General features: G+C 30.6%; 15 protein-coding genes and 3 pseudogenes. 8 read left to right on the top strand and 10 right to left on the bottom strand.

Features of this window, described 5'->3' with window-relative positions:
• Positions 1–190: 190 nt before the first annotated feature.
• Positions 191–1,894 (bottom strand): annotated as a pseudogene (cch1, locus tag CM54_RS09630) (cassette chromosome replicative helicase); the annotation flags it as partial.
• Positions 1,894–2,190: a cassette chromosome ssDNA-binding protein gene (gene ssb / locus CM54_RS09625; RefSeq protein ID WP_037550804.1), complete on the bottom strand. Its 297-nt coding sequence runs from the start codon at positions 2,188–2,190 to the stop codon at positions 1,894–1,896. The gene ssb and the pseudogene cch1, both read right to left, overlap by 1 nt.
• A gap of 170 nt (positions 2,191–2,360) precedes the next feature.
• On the opposite strand from ssb, the gene CM54_RS09620 reads away from it, so the two are divergent.
• A complete protein-coding gene (locus CM54_RS09620; protein WP_037550802.1) occupies positions 2,361–3,938 on the top strand; it encodes a hypothetical protein in 1,578 nt (525 codons plus the stop codon).
• Positions 3,939–4,022: 84 nt separating this feature from the next.
• On the opposite strand, the gene cstB is transcribed toward CM54_RS09620, so the two are convergent.
• Positions 4,023–5,351 (bottom strand): persulfide dioxygenase-sulfurtransferase CstB, encoded by a 1,329-nt coding sequence (gene cstB / locus CM54_RS09615; protein ID WP_037550800.1) that lies wholly within the window; start codon positions 5,349–5,351, stop codon positions 4,023–4,025.
• A gap of 18 nt (positions 5,352–5,369) precedes the next feature.
• Positions 5,370–6,437 carry a DsrE/DsrF/DrsH-like family protein gene (locus tag CM54_RS09610; RefSeq protein WP_037550798.1) on the bottom strand — a complete coding sequence of 356 codons (1,068 nt, stop codon included), beginning with the start codon at positions 6,435–6,437 and terminating at the stop codon, positions 5,370–5,372.
• 138 nt (positions 6,438–6,575) lie between these two features.
• Between CM54_RS09610 and cstR the strand changes: the two genes are divergently transcribed.
• The 6 genes and pseudogenes from cstR to CM54_RS09590 all read left to right on the top strand — a co-directional run bounded on the left by cstR (position 6,576) and on the right by CM54_RS09590 (position 10,633).
• Entirely contained in the window at positions 6,576–6,836 is a 261-nt protein-coding gene (gene cstR / locus CM54_RS09605) for a persulfide-sensing transcriptional repressor CstR (RefSeq protein WP_000456195.1), read from the top strand.
• Positions 6,833–7,591 (top strand): sulfite exporter TauE/SafE family protein, encoded by a 759-nt coding sequence (locus CM54_RS09600; RefSeq protein WP_002473148.1) that lies wholly within the window; start codon positions 6,833–6,835, stop codon positions 7,589–7,591. The genes cstR and CM54_RS09600 overlap by 4 nt, the downstream gene beginning before the upstream one ends.
• Positions 7,592–8,271: 680 nt before the next feature.
• Positions 8,272–8,472, top strand: a pseudogene (locus CM54_RS12795) (hypothetical protein); the annotation flags it as partial.
• A 40-nt stretch (positions 8,473–8,512) separates the two neighbouring features.
• Positions 8,513–8,683: pseudogene (locus CM54_RS13150) on the top strand (copper-transporting ATPase); the annotation flags it as partial.
• A gap of 14 nt (positions 8,684–8,697) precedes the next feature.
• Positions 8,698–10,131, top strand: coding sequence for a multicopper oxidase family protein (locus tag CM54_RS09595; RefSeq protein WP_037550795.1), 1,434 nt, complete (start codon positions 8,698–8,700; stop codon positions 10,129–10,131).
• A 19-nt stretch (positions 10,132–10,150) separates the two neighbouring features.
• On the top strand, positions 10,151–10,633 hold the full coding sequence (locus CM54_RS09590) for a YdhK family protein (protein ID WP_002487267.1): 483 nt from the start codon (positions 10,151–10,153) through the stop codon (positions 10,631–10,633).
• A 205-nt stretch (positions 10,634–10,838) separates the two neighbouring features.
• Here the strand turns inward: CM54_RS09590 and arsC are convergent, their stop codons facing one another.
• Genes arsC through arsD form a run of 6 tightly spaced genes read right to left on the bottom strand, consistent with a single transcriptional unit; the run spans position 10,839 to position 16,575 of the window.
• Positions 10,839–11,234, bottom strand: a complete 396-nt coding sequence (gene arsC / locus CM54_RS09585; protein WP_011274439.1) for an arsenate reductase (thioredoxin) — start codon at positions 11,232–11,234, stop codon at positions 10,839–10,841.
• 18 nt (positions 11,235–11,252) lie between these two features.
• The gene (gene arsB, locus CM54_RS09580; protein WP_037550792.1) at positions 11,253–12,545 is read right to left on the bottom strand and encodes an arsenite efflux transporter membrane subunit ArsB; all 1,293 of its coding nucleotides are present in this window, start codon (positions 12,543–12,545) and stop codon (positions 11,253–11,255) included.
• Positions 12,545–12,859, bottom strand: coding sequence for an ArsR/SmtB family transcription factor (locus tag CM54_RS09575; protein ID WP_001830569.1), 315 nt, complete (start codon positions 12,857–12,859; stop codon positions 12,545–12,547). The genes arsB and CM54_RS09575 overlap by 1 nt, the downstream gene beginning before the upstream one ends.
• Complete coding sequence (locus CM54_RS09570) at positions 12,856–14,520, bottom strand: FAD-dependent oxidoreductase (RefSeq protein WP_037550790.1); 1,665 nt, start codon at positions 14,518–14,520, stop codon at positions 12,856–12,858. Before CM54_RS09570 ends, CM54_RS09575 begins: the two co-directional genes overlap by 4 nt.
• Positions 14,520–16,241 carry an arsenical pump-driving ATPase gene (gene arsA / locus CM54_RS09565; RefSeq protein ID WP_197018905.1) on the bottom strand — a complete coding sequence of 574 codons (1,722 nt, stop codon included), beginning with the start codon at positions 16,239–16,241 and terminating at the stop codon, positions 14,520–14,522. Before arsA ends, CM54_RS09570 begins: the two co-directional genes overlap by 1 nt.
• On the bottom strand, positions 16,228–16,575 hold the full coding sequence (arsD, locus tag CM54_RS09560; protein WP_002449502.1) for an arsenite efflux transporter metallochaperone ArsD: 348 nt from the start codon (positions 16,573–16,575) through the stop codon (positions 16,228–16,230). Before arsD ends, arsA begins: the two co-directional genes overlap by 14 nt.
• Positions 16,576–16,857: 282 nt before the next feature.
• Here arsD and CM54_RS09555 point away from each other — a divergent pair, with 282 nt between their 5' ends.
• Positions 16,858–17,052 (top strand): hypothetical protein, encoded by a 195-nt coding sequence (locus tag CM54_RS09555; protein ID WP_002441924.1) that lies wholly within the window; start codon positions 16,858–16,860, stop codon positions 17,050–17,052.
• Positions 17,053–17,070 lie beyond the last annotated feature (18 nt).

The following is a 17,070-nucleotide window of genomic DNA, read 5'->3' as shown; positions in this document are numbered from 1 at the left end:
ATGATTAATTATCGTTCTGTAGCTCTTCAACGACTAAATCAGCTAGTAATTCAATCAATTCATCCATTTTATCTACTCCAGTACTCATATCAATTTATGTTAATACTTTATTTAATTAAAAATCAGAATAATCTATGACATTAGACTTGATGAACTCTACATCTGGTATTGATTCTTCGAATTCTTGTTTAGTCTTATTTTGAACTCTTACATTTTCTTTGTTTAGTCCAAGAATTGATGCATACTCTGAATCTAACTTTAAATGGTAAAAGACAAGTGACTGTTTTTTGCCATTGTCATCTTTGACTGTTCTTTTCGTAGTTGTTCGATCACGGTCAGATTCGATAAATCCTTTATCCTTTAGTGCATTCACGACATTATTAACATCTTGGAAGTGATGCTCTAACAACATATTTTTAAATACAGACGCAATGATTTTGACTTCGATATACTCATCTTTTAAGGCAATTAGTCCATGGTTCTCCATCATATTCTTTAACGCTTTGTCATCAGAAAATTTACCACGGTTTTGTGCTACAAATTGCGTAATGACTTCGATCGCTTTATCTGCCAGTGATCGTTCAGAGACTGTATGAGCATGATAATCAATAAAGTAGTCTCTTATTTTAGCAATATCAATATCTGTAGCTAAAACACGACTTAGAATCTTGGCAGAAGTAGTGATAGTCGCATATCGCTTAAACATACGAATACCAGTATTATTTGTTTCATCTTTCAATGTTTTATTAAACCAATGATACTCCTCTTGAAACCATTGAATGACTTCATCTTCACGGTTTATAAGATATTTAGCTACTAACGGTAAAACATGACCATAGTTTAGTGCTACAGATTTTTTAATATTATCAGAATTTGTTGCATCTTTAGTAAACTCTTCATTAATTTCAATAGTTCTCACTCGTAAACCATCATTTTGAGCAGAATCAGTAAAGATACTGTATTCAGAGGTTGAAATCACAGAAGTGCCCCAATTCTTAGGCGTTTTAACTTCTCCGTGTACATTGGAACGTTGACGCCCTTGACCTTCAGCGATAGAGTACAATAACCCCGTTGTATCTTTAAAAGTTGCTGATGAGAGTTCATCAAATACAATAGGTATACCAAAATTGTTACTCAAGTAACTTTCAAGTGCATTACGTGTGGCATTCCAACCTCGAAAAAGTGTTTGATTACCTTTAGTTGGATTTCCAGCGACGGATACTGCTAAAGCTGCTGCTGTTGATTTACCAGTTGATGACTGGCCTGTAAAACTAAAGATAATTCCTGCAAATTCGATTTCACGTTTGTACTTCAGAAAGCTTGTCACTAAGGCAGAAATTCCAAATACGACCGCTAACTCTAGAAGAAGATGACCTTTGACTTCGTTAATATACATATTTAACCAATCTTTAAATGTACCTTTAGGCTCTAATGGATAAGCACTATCGACAATAGGATCTAAAGATGCTAACTGATCATATTGTTTAGATGTATAAATGGTATCTATCATTACAATATAACCGTGGGGTGTTTCTATGATGCCCGAGCCATCATATAAATCAGAAGTGGGCAGTTTATCGCGCATTAACTGTAGTGCATAGCTCAAATCTCTTATATAATTTTCATTGATACTGTGACCATATTTAATCAAGGAAGGTAAGTTTCGAGTTGTTAAAATATCAGATTCAAATGTATGTTCCTTATCTTTACCGTTAGAAATAATTATCTTTTCTGTATTTTCTGAGGCATGCCAAAATTTAGCTTCAACAGTGATACAACTAGACATAGTCACTACTTTTTCTTTATCTCCATCTTTTTTAGGTGGAATAGTTTTATGCCAACCCATTGTATCTAAATGGTATAGACCTAGTCTAAAAATGTCATGATGACTCATTAGCGAACACCTCCTTTCGAAGGGTTGCTGTTATGCTGTGGATTAGGACCTGTTTTAAGATAAACTAAGTGTCCATGAGTATCCTTACCGATAACGATAAATGGGACATTTGGCGCATGTTTTACAAAATATGCGAACCAACGCCCAACATTTTGTTGTACTGCTTTAGAACACGATACATTTGCACGACGGTTCAAGTCATGGAAAGTAAATGTTTGTCCTTCCGGTAAATTAATTGAAATACCTAAAATTCTATTTTTTATTTTTTTAAAATCATCTTCTTGCTTGTAAGACATTTGAATTCCTCCTGATTATTATTAATTAATTCTATCTTCTGTTTTTTTCAGAAGATTACATTGCTTATAATAGAGGTGTCCTGTCTTTATTGCTCGAATAGTATTTAGCAAAAGACGAACATATAAATGCAAGCCTTTTCGCTTGACAAGTTAGAAAAGAGGAAATCAAAGTGTATGATTTTTTAGAATATTTACATCGTTATTGTATAAAATCAATTAATAATTGGGAGGCTGTTGCAGACATATCATGCAAAGTTGAACGTGGAAATGTTAGTACGGGCTATTATGTTAAACAAGATAGAGTTGTAATAAATGATAGTGATATACCTCCAATTATTAAAATAAGTGGAAGTTATATAGCAGCAGACATATTAGTTACTAGATATTTAGATGGAATGGGTGAATTTATAAAGGTATCAGAATTAGATCGATCGAGCTATTACGAATGGTTTATGTTTGTTGAAGAAACGAGAAGAATATTTAGAGGTACAGAAATAATTTATCAATTTTTAAAATATCTATTTACGCATACCTATGAACACAAAAATGAAGAACAAAGAATAGAAAAATATATGAAAAATATTATCATAGATAATCAATTTAGAGGGGAGAATAGTAATGATGTCGTCCGTTTAGATATGAAAGATGATAATATGTTATTTTACAATTTTGATATATACGATACAAATATTCTTTATGAAGAAATAGACGAGGAAAAATTACTTAGAATTTTAGATGAAATAAGTAATACTGACAATTACAAAGCGCTATTTAACATTGTAAGTGAGAACCAAAAGAAATTTTGGGAGTCAAATATTAAACCAATTGTAAGTGAATGTTCAGATGGTATAAATACAAGCCCATTTGATTTATATGCTTATGTAAATAAGTATATAAGTAATAAAGTGTTTGACTGTGATAATTATTTAATTACTAAAAATGAGGTCATAAATTTCTATTTTAATCATGGTAGTGACTTTAATAATTTCAAGAAGGGACAGAAATGGACAAAGTCCAATTTTAAGCAGGGAAATAAACTTAAAATACACGAATTTATCATTGCAGTAACTTATGTGAATTTATTAAATCATTCATATATGAAATATATAAATGCTGAAAATTACTATGATTCTAGCAAAAAGATAACAAAAGGAATGAAAAATAAATATCATGAATTTACAGATTCATTCAGTGATTTTATAGAAAGAGTAGACGATATAACATGGAGAATCCGTGATTCGTTTGATTATATTGGAGGATTAAAAAATAAAGAAATTAGCGAAGATGAGAACGAATATATCGAACAATTAATTCAATTTGTTATATTATCTAAATTCGGCTATATGAATGTGGAAAATCATTTTAATTATATTGAGAACTTAAATACACTTAATAACGAATTAACGACTATATTAAGAAGTGAATTCGCCTACATTTCAAATGATATGTATAATAATTTATTTGGTAATTTATTCGATGTTGTAAATACATGGAAAAAAGATTATTCAAATAATTTTTATGATAATACTCAGAATACTATACCTACAGAAAAGTTAGATATAATATCTTCATTTATAAAACAATATGATAAACCATTTGAACGAGACGAACATAACAAACACGTTAAAGCAAAAGTGTTTGAAGGTATAAGTGATTTTCATAAGCGTGTAAAAGAAGGATTTGATAATAATGATGTGCTATTGCATTTGAGATTGGAAATGAGTGTACATGAAAATAAGTATGATTAACTACTAGTTTATCCAATAATATAAAAAGGGACTATAAGCTATATCTAACTACTTATAGTCCTTTTTCATTAGCATAAATAATTATTAAGAAAGGTGTATATCTTTGTAACCTTCGTTTACATTAATAATGTTGTGATAACCTTTGTGTTCTAAAATACCAATAGCTATAGAACTTCTAATGCCAGATTGACAGTGGACATAAATAACATCATTTTTATTGAAAGGTAAATCTGTTTCTAAAAGTTTACCGTGTGGTACATGAACCGCTTGAGATAAGTGGCCATTATTCCATTCATTATCATTACGTACATCCAATATATGTGATTCGTTACCTGTAATATCCTCGCTATGAATGGAACGTGTTTGAATCTTAGATTGAGGTAATTGATATCCAGCAACATCATCGTATCCAATGAGTTGTAAGGTGTGTGTTGCTTTTGAAACAAGGTGATAGTCTCCAATCAAGTTAATTTCTTGATCATAGTTTAGATACCAGCCAATTTGATTGATGAAATTTTTATCATATGGAATATTGATTGTACCTTCAATATGTCCACCATGATATGCCTCCTTACTGCGGAGATCAAAAGTTAATCTGTTTGTATTTGTAGCTGGATAAACCGTATAAGGTTGATATAAATTCATACCGAATTGATTAATTTTTTTCATTTGTGCAAAATGATGTGGTGGTGCAGGTTGGTCAGAAATGAGTTTATCGATAAAGGTAGCTTCGTTATTTTCAGAAAAAGCCCAGTTCGTTTGTTTTTCATAGCCAAGAGTAGATATTGGAATAGCACCTAAAGATTTACCACAAGGACTACCAGCGCCATGACCAGGCCAAATTTGAATGTAGTCTGGCAAGTCTTTAATACTTTCAATAGATTTAAACATTTGTTTAGCGCCTATTTCAGATGATCCTTCTACTTTAACAGCTTTTTCTAGTAAATCAGGTCTACCGATATCTCCTACAAAAATAAAATCACCACTGAATAGTCCCATTGGAACTTGTGCTCCAGCACCTTCGTCAGTAAGTAAAAAACTTATACTTTCTGGCGTGTGACCCGGTGTATGAAGCACTTTTAATTTTATATTTCCTACATAAATATCGTCATTATGTTGAACAAAATGAGTGTGGTTAGGCATATTTTTATAACCTAATGTGTCATCACTTTCACCCGATACATAAATATTAGCATTTAACTTTATAGCAACATCTCTAATTCCTGAAGCAAAATCTGCATGTATATGTGTTTCAGCTGCATGAGTAATGGTTAAACCTTCTTCATCAGCAACTCGAATATATGAAGATAAGTCACGCATAGGATCAATAATCATGGCTTCTCCAGTTTTTTGACAACCGATTAAATAAGATGCTTGAGATAAATGTTTATCATAAAATTGTTTAAAAAACATAATATCATTCCTTTCTAATTATATAAATAAATTGTGATTAGCTTGTTCTGTATATCCAATATACGCACCTACGCCACCGTATTCTACATCATCGCGTAGTTCTTCTTTTGTAATGCCCATCACATCCATGCTCATTGTACAAGCGATAAGTTTAACACCTTGTTCAACTGCTTGATTGATAAGAGAAGGTAAATCATCGACATTTTTCTTTTTCATGACATAACGCATCATTAAATTTCCTAAACCAAACATATTCATTTTTGAAATAGGCATTTTAATTGGTGAATTTGGAAGCATGAAGTCAAAAAGTTTTGCAATACCTTTTTTCTTAATGCGTTGACTTTGAGTTTTTTTAAGTGCATTTAAGCCCCAAAATGTGCAAAAAATGGTTACATCTCTACCTGCGGCTTTAGCACCATTGGCAATAATCATTGCTGCAACTGCTTTATCTAGCTCGCCGCTAAATAAAACAATTGTTGTTCCACTTTTCGTGTGTGTCACTTCTATATTTTTATTTTCTTCTTTTTGAATAATAGCGCGAATTTCATTACCAAAATCGTTGAGTCTAACAAGCGTATGTCCAGTTTGTTTGACCCAACTTTTAATATCATTTAAAAATCCGTGATCAGTCACAACAACTTCTATTTGATCACCAATAGCGATGTTTTTGATTTCTTTACTAATATTAACAATAGGTCCTGGACACTGTAGATTACTATAATTGAATGTCTTACGATTATCTTTAATTTCTCTATCTTCTTTTACTTTAGATAAATTATCATTATGATGTTGTTCTTCATATGCGGTATAACCTCCGTCTAAATTCACCACATCGTATCCGCGTTGTGCAAGAAATTGACTGGCTTTTCTACTTCGATTACCACTTTTACAATAGATATAGTAAGTTTTATTTTTGCTTTGTTTAAAAGTCTCTATATTTTCAACTGAATGTAATAAAGCATTTTTAATGTGTCCTAATTCAAATTCTTCAGGCTGTCGAACGTCAATTAATTGACCCTTAGAACCTAATTCTTCTAATTCCTTTTTAGTGAAATCATTAATGTGTTTCGTTTCATATTGTGACATAATTACCTCCTTTTAAATACCTATGGGGGTATATTATAACGAATTAGATAGTTTGTCAAATACCTATGGGGGTATTTGACAAAATAAAATTTAATCAATATGATGTAATTATTAAAAATGAATGTGGAGTGAAATATATTGGAATATAATAAAAAGATGATTAATCGTATTCATCGCATACAAGGACAGCTTAATGGAGTCATTAAAATGATGGAGGAAGAAAAAAATTGTAAAAACGTCATTAGTCAATTAAGTGCCTCTAAAAGTTCTATTCAACGGTTAATGGGTATTATCATTAGTGAAAACTTAGTAGAATGCGTCAAAATGTCTGAAGAAAATAGTGAAGATTCTCAGGCACTAATTAATGAAGCAGTTGAATTATTGATAAAAAGTAAATGATAAGTATAACCACCATTATAGTAATGTTAGTTATTGGTATCTTAGGAGGATTTATTTCTGGATTAGTCGGTATAGGGGGAGCCATTGTTATTTACCCGGCTCTCTTATTATTACCACCATTATTTGGTTTACCTACTTATAGTGCTTATATTGCTTCAGGATTAACTTCAAGTCAGGTGTTTTTTAGTACATTGAGTGGATCTTTAAACGCATATAAAAATAAAAATTTTTCTAGAACGCTTATACTTAATATGGGAAGTGGAATGGTAATAGGTAGTATGCTAGGTGCAATCTTAGCGAATTTAATAAATGTTCAGTTTGTTAATACGGTTTATATTATTATTGCATTACTAGCTCTTATTCTAATGTTTATAAAAGTCACACCATCTACTAGTCATATTAAGTTTAATCGTCTACTTTTAATTACAATAGGTGGTATCATCGGTTTGGTATCTGGTATTGTAGGAGCTGGTGGAGCATTTATTATTATTCCAGTACTACTTGTTATATTTAAATTACCAATGAACATGGTGGTTACAAATAGTATTGTAATTGCATTCATTTCTTCTATTGGAGCATTTATGATTAAATTATTACAGGGGTATATTCCTATCAATAGTGCAATACCGTTAATTTTAGGTAGTATACTATTTACGCCTCTAGGTATGAAAATGGGCCAGAAAATACCTGACTATATTCAAAAAACGATAATATGTATTTTAATCGTCGTTGCAATTATTAAGTTGATATTTTAAAAACATGGGAGTGGGACAACATTCATTTTAAATTTGTAGTCTCGCTCCCTAAATTAATTCATACTATATTTAATTTAAAAGTTATTTTACATGTTTAAGATTTATGATAAAACAATATAAAAAAAACCGTATCATTAACTGATGCGCAGACTCATACTATAAATAAAACTAAAAATGAGGTTATATATAACTCACTCTGAAATTGATTGAATATATAGTATCTTTAATAAAATGCAGCTATTGTGGCGTAGAATTTGAGAATCAAAAAATGATTAATATAGTTTGAAAAGACTGAATATAAATACTAGAAAAGTAGCCAGTAAATGAGTTTATTATGAATTCATTTACTGGCTTCTTTAAATCATGATCTAGACAATTTGCTTTTCTAGACCTACTTTGAAATGCGTTATTTTCTTTAAGAATAGTAATATATGACTTGTGTTGATAATGCTAACCTTGGTCAGAGTGTATTGTCATGCGATAGTTCAGATGAGATTTTTTAATTAAAACCTTGTTTTAAACATCGATGACAACGTCTAATGTAGGACGTGTAGACATCATTTTCAGAATGATATAAATAAATCCATAAATGGAGATAAATCGAAACTATTTATACCCTAGGGGGTATATGTTATAGTATAAGTAACTTTACTATAACATTTTTATTAGGAGGGGTTAATTTGAATAATAATGGTGAAGCGCATAATCATCAAAATCACATGAATCATTCCAATCAAATGCATCATGATAACCATGCCTCACATCATCATAGTGGCCATGCACATCATCATGGAAATTTTAAAGTTAAGTTTTTTGTTTCATTAATTTTTGCAATACCTATCATTCTTTTATAGCCACTGATGGGTGTTAACTTACCTTTTTAATTCACATTTCCAGGTTCTGAATGGGTAGTGTTAATATATGGTGCAAAACTTATGGTAGGGTGCAGGTTATAATATTGTTGCTGTACCTTTAGCAGCTGGCGCATTAGCTTTTATCGGGTTAATATTATCACCAGCTGTAGGAGCAATATTAATGTCTTTAAGTACAGTTATAGTAGCGATTAATGCTTTTACATTAAAATTAAAATAAAAGAGGTAAACCCTATGTATAATAAAGTTTTTACAATTTTAATTATAATTTTTTCCATAATAATTATTGCGTCTAATGATACTTTCGCAGAAAGTAAGAATGACATGATGAACATGAAAGAAGATAAGAAAAATACAATGGACATGACAAATATGAAACATCATGACGAAAGAAAGAAATTAAATTCTTCACAAGGAAAAAATGAAATAATATTTCCTGAAGTTGCAGAGTCAAAAAAAGATAACAATGGTTATAAAAATTATACATTAAAAGCTCAGAAAGGAAAGACAGAGTTTTACAAAAATAATTTTTCTAATACTCTAGGCTACAATGGAAATTTACTTGGACCAACTTTAAAATTAAAAAAAGGAGATAAAGTTAAAATTAAGTTAATAAATAACTTAGATGAAAATACAACATTTCATTGGCATGGATTAGAAGTAAATGGAAAAGTGGATGGAGGGCCTTCTCAGATTATAAAACCAGGAAAAGAAAAAACTATAAAATTTGAGGTTAATCAAGATTCTGCTACGTTATGGTATCACCCCCACCCCTCTCCAAATACAGCTAAACAAGTTTATAATGGCCTATCAGGATTATTATATATAGAAGATAGTAAAAAGAATAATTATCCTAGTAATTATGGAAAAAATGATTTGCCTATAATAATCCAAGATAAAACATTTGTATCTAAAAAATTAAATTATTCAAAAACGAAAGACGAAGATGGCACTCAAGGTGATACTGTTCTTGTGAACGGAATAATAAACCCCAAACTGACAACAAAAGAAGAGAAAATACGTTTGAGACTTTTAAATGGTTCTAATGCTCGAGATTTAAATCTTAAGCTAAGTAATAATCAAAGTTTTGAGTATATTGCTTCAGATGGCGGTCAATTAAAAAACGCTAAAAAATTAAAAGAAATTAATTTAGCTCCTTCAGAAAGAAAAGAAATAGTAATAGATTTATCCAAAATGAAAGGCGAGAAAATCAGTCTGGTTGATAATGATAAAACTGTAATTTTACCGATTAGTAACAAAGAGAAAAGTTCTAACAAAGGTAATACACCAAAAGTAAGTAAAAAAATAAAATTAGAAGGTATGAATGATCATGTTACCATTAATGGTAATAAATTCGATCCTAACAGAATAGATTTTACACAAAAGTTAAACCAGAAAGAAGTATGGGAAATTGAAAATGTCAAAGGTAAAATGGGTGGTATGAAACATCCTTTCCACATCCATGGAACGCAATTTAAAGTTTTATCTGTGGATGGGGAGAAACCTCCAAAAGATATGAGGGGTAAAAAAGATGTTATATCTTTGGAACCTGGACAAAAAGCTAAAATAGAGGTTGTATTTAAAAATACTGGAACATACATGTTTCACTGTCATATACTTGAGCATGAAGATAATGGAATGATGGGTCAAATAAAAGTAACAAACTAATCAATAGGGAGATTTTAATATGATGAAAAAAGATAAAGACACTAATGACCAAAAAAGTGAGAGCCATATGAAGCATAATGATGAAAGTAAAGTTCCTGAAGATATGACATCGACTAATGAGGGTGAATTTAAAGTAGGAGATAAAGTAACGATTACAGCAGGGCATATGCCAGGGATGAAAGGTGCAGAAGCTACTGTAAAAGGTGCGTATAAAACTTATGCCTATGTTGTAAGTTATAAACCCACAAATGGAAATGAAAAAGTAAACAATCATAAATGGGTCGTAAACGAAGAGATCAAAGATGCACCTAAAGATGGATTTAGTAAGGGCGATACTGTTAAATTAGAAGCAAGTCATATGTCTGGTATGAAAGGTGCTACAGCCAATATAGATAACGTGAAAAAGACGACTGTTTACGTAGTTGATTACAAATCCAAAGATAATGGTAAAATCATTAAAAATCATAAATGGATGACAGGAAATGAGCTGAAAGCACGATAAAAATCTAGTTCTAGATTGAGAAATAAATAGATATAAAAATATCCTCCTTAATCAATAATTTAAATAACTTATTATTGTTAAGGAGGATATTTTTTAGTGTGTAAATTAAAAAGATAAGAAAAATGACTAATCCTGGAGATAAATCAAAAAGTATAAAATAATTAATAATAAAAAAGCGTCCCAATGATATTGAGACGCTTAAAGTTTATCTAGTTTTAAATGATTCAATGGCGGTTTTGATTTCATCTCTAACACGTTGGAATTCTGACCAAGGTTTGCCTGCTGGATCATCAAATCCCCAATGTTCTTTTTTTACATTCGGCGGCAATATAGGACAATTATTGTCAGCATCACTACATAAAGTTACTACTAAATCGGATTGGTTTAGTATATTTTTGTCAATTAAATTAGAAGTATGATTTGATATATCAATTCCAACTTCTTTCATAGCTTCGATTGCTTTTGGATTTACACCGTGTGCCTCAATACCTCCAGAATATACTTGCCATTCGTCACCTAAGATTTTTTTACCCCAACCTTCAGCCATTTGGCTACGGCATGAATTACCTGTACATATAAAGTAAATTGTTTTTTTATCCATAAATAGTTTCCTCTTTTTTTAGAAAATAATAAGTGTTAGATATAACCCTAACAGTGTGATAAATAATACCGGAATCGTTATAATAATACCGATTTTAAAGTATTGTCCCCAAGAAATTTTAACACCTTTTTGAGTAAGCACATGTAACCAGAGAAGTGTTGCTAACGAACCAATTGGTGTTATTTTAGGTCCTAAATCAGATCCGATAACATTCGCATAAATCATGCCTTCCTTGAGTATGCTTGTTGTTTGAGATTGACCAATCGCTATTGCATCTATTAAAACAGTTGGCATGTTGTTCATAATGGATGAAAGGAATGCAGCTATAAAGCCCATGCCCATGATACTACTAAATAAGCCGTAATTTGAAATATTTGTTAGTACATCACTAAGAAGCGTTGTGATGCCCACATTTTTTAGACCAAATACCACAAGATACATACCAATAGAGAATAAAACAATATTCCATGGCGCACCTTTAATTACTTGTTTCGTATGCACAGCCTTAGACTTACGTGCTAATAATACAAATATTAAAGCAATGATACCAGCAATAATTGATACTGGAATATTTATAAACTCACTTATTAAATAACCAACTAGCAATACAGTGAGTACAATCCATGAGATATTAAAAAGCTTTTTGTCCTTAATCGCTTCTTTTGGTTCTCTAATATTTACTGCATCAAATTTTCTTGGGATAGACTTTCTAAAATAAAGCCATAAGACAAGAATACTTGCGATTAAAGAGAATATATTAGGTATAATCATTTTACTGAAGTACTCAACAAATCCAATATCAAAGTAATCAGCAGAAACAATATTAACTAAATTACTAACAATTAATGGAAGAGACGTAGTATCTGCAATAAAACCACTAGCAATAATAAATGGGAATATCGCTTTTTTATCAAATCCTAAACTACGTACCATTGCTAAAACAATAGGCGTCAGTATTAAAGCCGCACCATCATTTGCGAAGAAGGCTGCTACAACTGAACCTAAGAGCATGATAAAGATAAACATTTTCAAGCCATTACCCTTTGATGCTCTTACCATATGTATGGCAGACCATTCAAAGAATCCAATTTCATCTAATATGAGTGAAATAAGAATAACTGCAACAAAAGTTAAAGTCGCATTCCAAACAATTCCAGTAACTTCTAGTACGTCTGAAAAGCTTACAACGCCAGTGATTATAGCAACTACAGCACCAATTAATGCAGTAATACCAATATCTAGACCTTTAGGTTGCCATATAACAAAAATTAACGTTAATACAAATATTGTGATTGCTAATATCGTCATCATTAACACTCACCTTTCTCTACTGTTTCACATATACATGGGCCAGCACTGGAACTCAATAGAGTCAGTCGTGATGTAACGTCATCCAATACGTCATGATTCAATTTGTATAAAATTTTATTACCATCTTTTCTGGATGTAATTAAATTATTGTCTTTTAATACTTTCATATGATGACTTAATGTGGGTTGAGAAAAAGAAAAATGCTCTAATAAATCACAAGCGCATAATTCACCACAAGATAACAAGTCTAATATTTCAAGGCGGCTACTATCAGCAATCACTTTTAAGTATTGTGAAATTTTTTTATAATTCAATTTTTCTTCTTCCTTTCTACTTGAAACCTTTTATAACGTTGATAATTTTTATTACCACCTGACAAATTAAACACTTGTTTAAAACCTAAATTAATAAGTACGTTTTGTGCAGCATTCCCAGTAGTACCTTTATTACAATAAGTCACTATCTTTTGATTTTTATCTAATGTTTTTGCATAACTTCTCAATATTTTCAATGGGACGTTAATCGCTCCATCAACATGATTAACTTCAAATTGCTTTGGAGAACGTACATCTAAAATCAATAAGTCATTATTTTGTTTTATGACTTCTTCAGGCGTTATAATTTTGCGTCCTCGAGTAATATTGTGTCCAATCATCCCTGTATAAATAACAGGATCTTTAGTTGTAGAAAAAGGAGGCGCATATGCTAAATCTAAATGAAATAAATCTTCTGCATGGGCGCCAAACGTTATAGCAGTAGCTAGTACATCTATTCTCTTATCTACACCTTCATACCCAATAATTTGAGCACCCAGTAATTTAGAATTGTTTTTATCAAATATAGCTTTAATTACCATTTCTTGGCCTTGCATATATTCTGGACGATTCGGTTTCACATTGTGTAATACGTCAATATCAATATCTAAATCAATAGCTTCTTTTTCAGTTAAGCCTGTTTGGGCAATTGTCATATCAAATATACGAACAATGCCTGTTCCTAAAATGCCTTTATGTTCTAGATTTCCACCAGTTAATCGATCTCCTAAAATACGTCCCATTTTATTTGCTGTAGAACCTAGCGGTCTATATATAGGGTCACCAGTAATTAAATTATAACTTTCTGCTACATCACCAATTGCATATATGTGAGGAATATTTGTTTCAAAATACTTATTGGTTTGTATTGCTCCAGATTTTCCAATATTAATACCAATTTCTTTAGCTAATTTAGTATTTGGTGTGACACCAATCCCAATAATGATTAAATCTGTATCAATTAATTCGCCAGTTTTTAAGCTTACTCTATTTATTGTATGATTTTCATCATAATCAATAATATCTATTTCATTATAGGTATATACGTTAGCTTTATCTTCAATATATTCTTGAATCATAAAACTGATATCGTAGTCTAAATGAGGCATAAAAGTACTGCGTTGAATAATTGAAGTATTGTAGTTAGATAATTGTTCTAACATTTCTAGACCAATAAATCCACCACCAATGATTGTTATATTCTGAACATCATTGCTCTCAATATAATTATAAATTGCTTTCGCATCATTAATATTCTTAACTTTAAATACATTGTTATATTCTTCGCTATTTAATTGAGGAAGTTCCTTAGGTGATGAGCCTGTTGCTAATACTAATTCGTCATATTCTTGAATCATCTTTTCATCATTTACTAAATTGGTAACAGTTATTGTTTGATCAGTATCATTTATCTGATTCACTTCATATTTTGTATAAATATCTATATTAAAGCGCTCTTTAAACCATTTAGCATTTCTTGGCGTGAGTTCATCAATATCAGATACATTACCGCCTATATAGTAGGGGATACCACATACTGAATACGAAATATCACTATCTTTATCAAAAACGATAATTTCCACATCTTCACTATTTCTTCTTGCTTTAGCCGCGACACTTGTACCGGCAGCAACTGAACCGATGATTACAATTTTTTTCATTATGATACCCCCCCATAAGGTATGACAAAATAATTATCAAGACTTTCATTTTTAATCTTGTTTATCCAAAATGATTCATCTTCTTTTTTGTTACTAAAAAGGTCATCACGTTGATTTAGCGTAACTAACGATTGATTAACAACCCACCAATTATGGCCTATATTAGCTCTATTTAAATCTTCTACTAAACGTTTAGATTCTAAATAAGGTGTTTTTTCTGCTAGTGTTACGATTATCATCTGTGTTAAATTTTTATTTTGAATTTTAGGTAATAATGTTTCAACATTACTGGTAGTTTGAGTTGATTTTTTCTTTAATTCTCTATGATGATTTTCACTAGAATCAAGTAACAGCAAGGTATGGCCTGTAGGAGCTGTATCTACAATGACGTAATCCATGTCATCTTGATTCTCCATAATGTCACTAAAGGCTTTGAAAAATGCTATTTCTTCTGTACAAGGTGATTTTAAATCTTCCATAATATAATCAATATCGTCTTGTGGTGTATCATCATTCACTGTGGCTAGTACTTCTTTTTTATACTTTTCTAATGCTTGTTCTTCATCAATATAAGCAGTATTTAAATTACTTGTAGTTTCAACATTAATTTCTTTAGTAGGGTCAGTAGTTGCTAAAAGAACACGATATCCTTTATTAGATAATGCTGTAGCTAATTGCGTTGCTACTGTCGTTTTACCAACGCCACCTTTTCCCATTGTAAATAAATATTGAACTTTACTATTTTCAATTTCATCGATTAATTTATTGAATTGCGGATGATCTTCAACAATAAAGTCATCATTTTCAATTAAGTTATCATCATTTAATAGATTAGTTAAACTTTCTATACCTTCTTCTTTCTGCTTTTTATATGGAACGTAATAAGCATGATTGTTATTTAACCATTCAGTAAAATGATTAATGTTTTTATCTTGTTCTGATTTCATCTGACTCGAAATTAAACCGTGACTTTCTTCTATATAGTTGTTAATGATTACTTTGAATTTAGAAATTGACAGTTGTTGTAATTCTTGTTGTGCTCTTTGAATTTCATATATAGAAGAGTGAGTAGGTCTCGCAACTAACATCATGGTCGTATCATCTTGGTTACGTAGTTTTTCAAGTGCTGAATTATATTTAACTCTATTTTCATTTAAACCTGATAATTGACCTAAGCAAGAAGCGTCATTACTCGTTGTATTTAAATAATCTGTCCATGCAGAAGGTAATTCAAGCATTCTCAAGGTGTGACCTGTTGGAGCTGTATCAAATATAATGAAATCAAATTCTTGTTCTAAAGTTTTATCGGATAAAAAATTTGTAAATTCATTAAATGCTGCTACTTCAACTGTACATGAACCACTTAACTGTTCTTTCATTTCAGAAAGCACATCTTCTGGTAGAATACCCTCATAAGGTTCTATAGATTGTGCTTTATAATCGTCTGCAGCAGCAATCGGGTCAAAATTGGCTATAGAGAGATTAGGTATAGGTTGATATTTAGTTAATTTATTAGATAATTCCATTTGAAATACATCTTGTAAATTACTAGCTGGATCAGTACTTACTAAAGCTACTTTCTTTCCATTTTCTGCTAAGTTTAAAGCAATAAAACTTGATATCGTCGTTTTGCCAACGCCACCTTTACCAGTAAAAAACAAATATTTTGTTAACTCAATGTTATCTAAATTCAATTTATTTAAGTATTTAACAGCATCCATCTCCACCACAGCATCCTCCATTTCTCATTTGATTAACTGTAATAATTTCATCGGCTTCTTCTTGGGTAATATAAGCGCCCGTTTTAGCTATACCGCCTTCTATAAAAGTGATGGGTAAAACTTCATCACCTTTTTCTTGAATTAAACGAATAACTTCTTGATTTTTAATGAATTCATTCGGATTATTATTCATATTATAACGTTGAACTTCTATTTGATTTTGCTTTAAATATTCATTGATTTGGTTCGCTTTTATTAGTGTTTCATCCGGTTCTGGCCCACATACCCCAGTAGAACAGCACATAGCTTCTTCGTATATTTCAATATTTAACATTATACTCACCTCATTAATTAATTTACGATTATAGACTAACATCTATATAGATGGGTGTCTATGTTTTTATTTGAGTTTTAAAAATTTTACTAAATTTAATTCTTAATAATACAATTTATGAAGAAATTATTTTAGTATTTCTGTGAGCAATACCTAAGTTTATGTAAAATTATAGGTTTTCTTCTTGCGATAATATAGATATTGATTTATATTTAATATATCAAAAAAAATTGATGTATTAAATGATATAAAACTACGTTGACAATAAGGAGGCGTGCTTGATTGCGAGTAAACCATGCAAGTACTTTAACTGTGGGTTATTTTGTAAGTTATTTAAATCTTGTTATGCTATCAAGAGAAATCAATTTAAAAGAAGCTACAATATATATGGAAAAGGAGTTCTTTAAAGGGAACATTAATCAGTATGGAGAATCAACAAAAAATAACTATAAACAAGCAATTCAAGAATTGAAATAAAGATAATATAAACTCAAT

The organism is Staphylococcus sp. TE8, assembly GCF_000692055.1.
In the GTDB taxonomy this organism is placed as follows: domain Bacteria; phylum Bacillota; class Bacilli; order Staphylococcales; family Staphylococcaceae; genus Staphylococcus; species Staphylococcus capitis.
This window is presented reverse-complemented; position numbering and strand designations above follow the sequence as displayed.